At 32.8% G+C, this 6,359-nt stretch carries 5 protein-coding genes; 3 read left to right on the top strand and 2 right to left on the bottom strand.

Annotation, left to right across the window (positions count from 1 at the left end):
- Nucleotides 1-1,004: class II fructose-bisphosphate aldolase (gene fbaA, locus Q0616_RS10500; RefSeq protein ID WP_298776890.1), on the bottom strand; the 1,004-nt coding region annotated here is incomplete at its 3' end.
- A 37-nt stretch (nucleotides 1,005-1,041) separates the two neighbouring features.
- Nucleotides 1,042-3,645, bottom strand: coding sequence for a BamA/TamA family outer membrane protein (locus Q0616_RS10495; RefSeq protein ID WP_298776887.1), 2,604 nt, complete (start codon nucleotides 3,643-3,645; stop codon nucleotides 1,042-1,044).
- Nucleotides 3,646-3,649: 4 nt separating this feature from the next.
- On the opposite strand from Q0616_RS10495, the gene Q0616_RS10490 reads away from it, so the two are divergent.
- From Q0616_RS10490 to Q0616_RS10480, 3 genes are all read left to right on the top strand, one after another.
- A complete protein-coding gene (locus tag Q0616_RS10490) occupies nucleotides 3,650-4,393 on the top strand; it encodes an RNA methyltransferase (protein ID WP_188319133.1) in 744 nt (247 codons plus the stop codon).
- An 88-nt stretch (nucleotides 4,394-4,481) separates the two neighbouring features.
- A complete protein-coding gene (locus Q0616_RS10485) occupies nucleotides 4,482-5,690 on the top strand; it encodes a serine hydrolase (protein WP_298776885.1) in 1,209 nt (402 codons plus the stop codon).
- 205 nt (nucleotides 5,691-5,895) lie between these two features.
- Entirely contained in the window at nucleotides 5,896-6,282 is a 387-nt protein-coding gene (locus Q0616_RS10480; protein ID WP_188319131.1) for an HU family DNA-binding protein, read from the top strand.
- Nucleotides 6,283-6,359: the final 77 nt, after the last annotated feature.

Raw genomic sequence — 6,359 nt, 5'->3', positions numbered from 1 at the left:
ACTTCACCTGCTCTTAACCACACACGTGGATCGTAATATTTTTTGTTTGGTGATTCTGGACCTTCTGGGTTACCAATTTGTCCTTGTAAATACGCTGCATTTTCGTCAAAATATTTGCGAACACCTTCCATAAATGCATATTGTAAATCTGTATCAATATTCATTTTAATCACTCCATAGCTAATTGCTTCTCTGATTTCTTCTAAAGTAGAACCAGAACCTCCATGGAAAACAAAATTTACAGCGTTTTCTACATTATATTTTTCGTTGATGTATTTCTGAGAGTTATCTAAAATTTTTGGTGTTAAAACAACATTACCAGGTTTGTAAACTCCGTGTACATTACCAAATGCAGCTGCAATCCAGAAATTATTAGAAACTGATTTTAAATTCTCGTAAACATAAGCTACTTCTTCTGGTTGAGTATATAACAAAGAGTTATCAACATTGGAATTGTCAACGCCATCTTCTTCACCTCCTGTGATACCTAATTCCATTTCCAACGTCATTCCGACTTTAGACATTCGATCTAAGTATCTTTTACACGTTTCTACGTTTTCTTCTAATGGCTCTTCAGATAAGTCTAACATATGAGAACTAAATAAAGTCTTTCCGAATTTATTGAAATGTTCTTCGTTAGCATCCATAATACCATCAATCCAAGGTAATAATTTTTTTGCACAATGGTCAGTATGTAAAATTACTGTAGCTCCATATGCCTCAGCTAATGTATGAATATGTTTTGCACCTGCAATAGCTCCTTTAATAGCAGAAAGTTGATTTTCACCTTTTAATCCTTTTCCAGCATTAAAAGCAGCACCTCCGTTAGAAAATTGAATAATAAGAGGAGAGTTGACTTCTACTGCAGCTTCCATTGCAGCATTAACTGTATCTGAACCAATGACATTACACGCAGGTAAAGCGTACTGATTAGCTTTTGCATCATTAATGATGTCTTGAACTAATGAACCGGTTGCAACCCCGGCTGGAAATTTTCTGCTCATTATGTTAGTATTTTGTGAAACAAATATAGATGTTTTTTTAGAAAGGATAATTAATTCCGAAGTGTAATCTTGGTTTCAAGATATTAAAATTATCAAATTGCCAACGTTCACCTATTTCGTATGAAGGATCATAAATTTTGTAACCTAAATCAAATCTTACAATTGCAAACGTACCAATGTGGTAACGGAAACCTACACCAGACCCAATTCCTAATTCTTTATAAAAATCTTTGAACTTGAATAATGTTTCTTGTCGATCTTTATTAACGCCCCAAATATTACCAGCATCAATAAAATATGCACCTTCTAAACTTCCGAAAAGATGGAAACGATATTCAGCATTGAATAACAATTTCATACTCTCAAATTCTAAACTCTGATTTTTTGAATTGATACGAGGTTTACTTCCAGGACCTAATGTCAATGGAGCCCAACCACGCACATCATTTGCACCTCCTGCCGAATAACTTCTTACAAATGGCGCTGTGTCTGAATTTCCGTAAGGTTGAATAATACCAAATAAAAATCGACCAGCTATGCTTGAATTAGAATTCATTTTAAATTTTCGACGAACATCAATGTCCAATTTTACGAATTGAGAATAAGGAATGCCAAAAATTAATCCTGCTTGATTTCCATCTCGATCAGGTTCAGCTTTATTAAAACCAAAGGCTTTGTCCAAACCTCGTAAAACATTTCCAGCTAACTCAATTCTAGCTTGTATAAACCACGGATTACTTTTTGGACGAAAGGCATTTTCTTGATTGTATGTAAATTGATATATAAATGAATTAATCAATATATTTTGAGAAATGTTTGCTTTTCTGTATAACATGTTTTCAAAATCAACATATAATCTTGCATCTTCTCCTGTTAACGAGTTCTGAAATCCTTTGTCTGCCTCAATAGCGTCTGTTAATTCATCATCTGTTACATAAATTGGTGCATCTGGATTGTATTCGTAATAGAGTTTTTTTACTTCTTCTTTTGTTGTATTATCTCTAGTAAAAACTTCGTAATAGCGATCTTTTTTACGATTATTGATAAATTCAGTGTTGAAAATAGAGACTTTGTGTTGAAATTCTGAACTCGAAATATCCATATCAAAACCAAAGCCATAAGTCGTTTTATCTAAACCTACATTTTTCTGCGTACTTGCATTCATTCTGATTGCCGATTCAGCAGAGAAACGTTTAGGTAAAATATTATCAAGATTAATAGGTGTTAACAAATAAGGAAACTTCAATTTGGTTTCAATTCCAACTTCGTAAGCATTCAAGAAAGCTTTATTCATCGAGAAATCTTTGTTAACCGAACCCAATGTTCCTTTTAACGTTGTTTCTAAATTTTCTCCTCCACCAAATAAATTCCTCGAAGTTAAGGTCATCCCGGGAGAAATTGCAAAATTCATATAACGAGAAGCGTAACTTTCGACAAATAAATTCAAATCGTATTTCTTTTTAGGCGTAAAAAAAACATCAACATTCAAAATCGAATCTTGTTTGGTTATTCTAAATCCATGTAAGTTGATATTTTCTTTTTTGAAAATATTTCGTTTTGTTTGAATTTCTTGTCGTTGACGATACAATTGATTTGGTCGAATTACAAATGCATCTGTAAAATATCGAGGACGATATTCAGGTTCTTTTGTATAAAAAACGTTGTAATCTTTGTATTCTTTTTTGATTAATGAACTTTCGTCATCAACTATATTGCGCGAATCGGCATAGATATTGACCTTCCCAAAACGATATTGCGTAAAAGGAGTAATACTATCAATTTTCAACGAATCTTGACTAAGTTTATCAATAAACATCGTGACATCAAGGCGCTTATTGCTTTTTAATGTATCCGCTTCAAAGTATAAATCTTCTCCCGTGTCATTAAAATCATAGTAACCTCTGTTCTTTAATAAATCAACAATACGATCACGTTCTTCTTCAAATTTATCAAAGTTGTATTGATCTCCAGCATGTAACACAGTTTGTTTTCCCAAAGGAGAATTCAAGTATTCTTCAATTTTAACGTCAGAAATTTTTTGAGTAAACGTTTCGATATAAGATGGTTCATCTAATTTTATATCATAAATGGTTTCTGCTTTTTTCGAAACCGAATCTTTGTCATAAGAAACAGCTACTTTCGAATCGAAATAACCTTTGTCATGAAATAATCGATTTAAGTTCTTTGCCGAAAATTCTGACTGTTCTTCGTCTAATAAAATTGGTGCTTCACCTTGGCTAAAATAAAGACGTTCTTTCCACAAACTTTGTCCAACATATTGGTTCAGATTATTCTTTGTTAACAAACTATCCAATAACTTTTGGTTACGGAAAGGGGCGTCTACACGATAATATTCCTGAAATGTCTCATCAAACTTTGCAGGCGACCAATTGTACACCCATTGCCAAAGAGGAAAAAATCCTAAGAACTTTCCGGCAGGCTTTTGTTTTACATAATCACTTAAATCTTTGTTGATTATCGCCTTTTTCTTCTTTATATCAGGATCCTCTTTATCGTATTCAAATTTGTTTTTTACAAACAAATATTCTCCTTCAGGAACTTTTTTAGTTGTACTACAGCTATAAAAAAGTAATCCCAAACAAGAGATAAGTGCTATATTTGTTGTAATTTTTTTTTGCATAAATATGTTATCAAATAACGTTATTAAGATAATAACATCTCTCGGTTCTAAAAAATATAGACAAAAATATAATTTGTTTGTCGTAGAAGGTGTTAAAAATATTGGGGAAGTTATAAAAAGTTCTATAAATATTAAAGAATTATTTATAATTGAAGACTTTTGGCCCGAAGCAACACACATCAAAAAGACATTTATAGAAGAAAAAGAGTTGAAAAAGATCAGTTTCTTAACAACTCCTAATGTTGGTCTTGCACTTTGTGAATTACCAAATTATGATGAAAATATCCAATTAAAAGGTTTGTCGATTGCGTTGGATGATATTCGAGATCCAGGAAATTTAGGCACAATTATCCGTTTGGCTGATTGGTTTGGTGTAGAGGATATTCTTTGTTCCAAAGAATCAGTTGATATGTACAACCCAAAAGTTGTGATGTCGACAATGGGATCTTTTACACGAGTGAAGGTGCATTATATTGATTTAGAAAAATATTTATCCCAATATAAAGGAAACATTTTCGGAACTTTTATGGAAGGAGAGTCTATATACGAGCAGACACTTCCACAAGAAGGTATCTTGGTAATGGGGAACGAAGCAAATGGTATCTCAAAAGAAATCGAGGCGTTGACGACAAATAAACTCAGCATTCCGTTTTTTGGGACAAATGGTTCTACAGAAAGTCTAAACGTTGCCGTTGCAACAAGTGTCATCTTAGGCGAGTTTAAGTCTCAACTTTCGCACAAATCATAAAAAAAACTTAATGTTTGCAAACGGGTTATTATTCCACAAATAAATATATACTTTAGTGCGAACAAACAAATAGATTAAGAAAAAACACATGAAATATGTAGCGGTTGTTCTTGCTTCTGCCATGCTTTTTATGGGAAGTTGTAGCAAGAAAAACGAACAAAAAGAAGAACTTAGAAAGAATGATCCGCATGCTTTGCGCTTTGATTCGTTGGATTGGAAGGCAGATTTCAAGCCAATGCACTACACACAAGCAGAGATTAATGATTACCGAAACAAAGTAAATACCTATTATCAAGACTTTTGGGTCAATGGAAATGTAAGTGGAGGTTTGCTGATTGTGAAGAATGGTCAAGTACTTTTAGAGAAATATCAAGGGATGGCAGACCAAAGAAATCAGCGTCCTATCACTCCCGAAACCCCTATTCATATTGCATCTATCTCGAAGGTTTTTACATCTATGGCTATTCTAAAGTTGGTAGAGAAAGGTAAAATTACATTAGATCAAAAGGTAAATACACTGTTAAATAACTTTCCTTACGAGGACATCACAGTTCGTCATTTGCTAAATCACCGCAGTGGTTTACCAAATTATGCCAACGTTTTGTGGAATGGTAAGAAGGTGATGATGGATCGTGAGAAACCAATTTCTAATCAAGATGTGTTAGATATCTTCACCGAACACGATGTTAAACAAATTCGTTCAGCAGATAAAGGTTTTTATTACTCGAACACCAATTATGCTTTTCTTGCTTTAATCATCGAAAAGATAATGAAAATGCCTTACCCTAAGGCGATGAAATACATGGTTTTTGACCCGCTTGAGATGAAAAACACCTTTGTTTTTGAGTATGATCGCGATAAAGATACAGTAGCTCGTTCGTACAAATACAATGGTTATGAGTGGGCTTGGGACGATTTTGACCGTACTTATGGCGACAAAAACATCTATTCTACACCAAGAGATCTGTACAAATTAGACATTGCCATGTATTCGAACGATTTTTTACCAAAGAAAATCAAGAAAGAAGCTTTCAAAGGATATAGTTATGAGCAAAAAGGTTATAAGAATTATGGGCTTGGAATGCGTTTGTTAGAATACGAAGATGGTAAAAAATTGTTGTATCACAATGGTTGGTGGCACGGGAACAATACTGTTTTTGTACACGATGTTAACAATCAATTTACGATAATAGCTTTAGGAAATAAGCAGAACAAAAATATATATAGTGCCTTTAGATTAGCAGGACTTACCGGTACTTATCCTATAAAAGCACCCATAAAAGATTCGATGAAATAAGACGAACAAAGAAGAATAAGGCTGCATATTGTGCATAATCTTCATCAAATTTTATCATAAAAAGTAAAAGCTTTCATTCATTTGAAAGCTTTTTTTAATGCTCTTTTTTCGTATGATACTGATAATCAACAAATTTATTTTGTGAATTAAATATAAAGTATTAATTTAGAGTTAATTAACTATTAACCTGAAAATACTTTTAATTATGGCAATAAAATACAACGTTATTCAAAAAGCTTATCCAGGAGATCCTACTGGTCCTAAAAAGTTTTATGCAAATTCTATTGCAGATGGTGAAATCTCTCTTCGTAGATTAAGTAAAGAAATCGCTCAAACTTCTTCCGTTAGTGAAAGTGATGTCTATGCATCGTTGATTGATTTAGCAAAAATGTTAGCTAAACATTTGGCAGATGGTAAAATTGTTCGCTTAGGAGATTTTGGATCTTTTCAGATAAGTATAAGTAGCGAAGGTGCAGATTCAATTTCAAAAGTAACTTCTGCTTCTATTAAAAATGCTAAAATACTTTTTAGACCTGGCATTGATCTTCGAGAGACTTTAGCGACTTTAAAGTATGAAAAAAAGAAAAGTTAATGTAATTTTTTTAACTTCTAATTGAGGCCAATAAAAAAACGTCAGTAGGTTTTGAGTAAAACCTACTGACGTTTTGA

The sequence above is a fragment of the uncultured Empedobacter sp. genome, assembly GCF_937930195.1.
In the GTDB taxonomy this organism is placed as follows: Bacteria; Bacteroidota; Bacteroidia; order Flavobacteriales; family Weeksellaceae; genus Empedobacter; species Empedobacter stercoris.
Note: the sequence above shows the minus strand (reverse complement) of the source record. Positions and strands in the feature narration are given on the sequence as shown.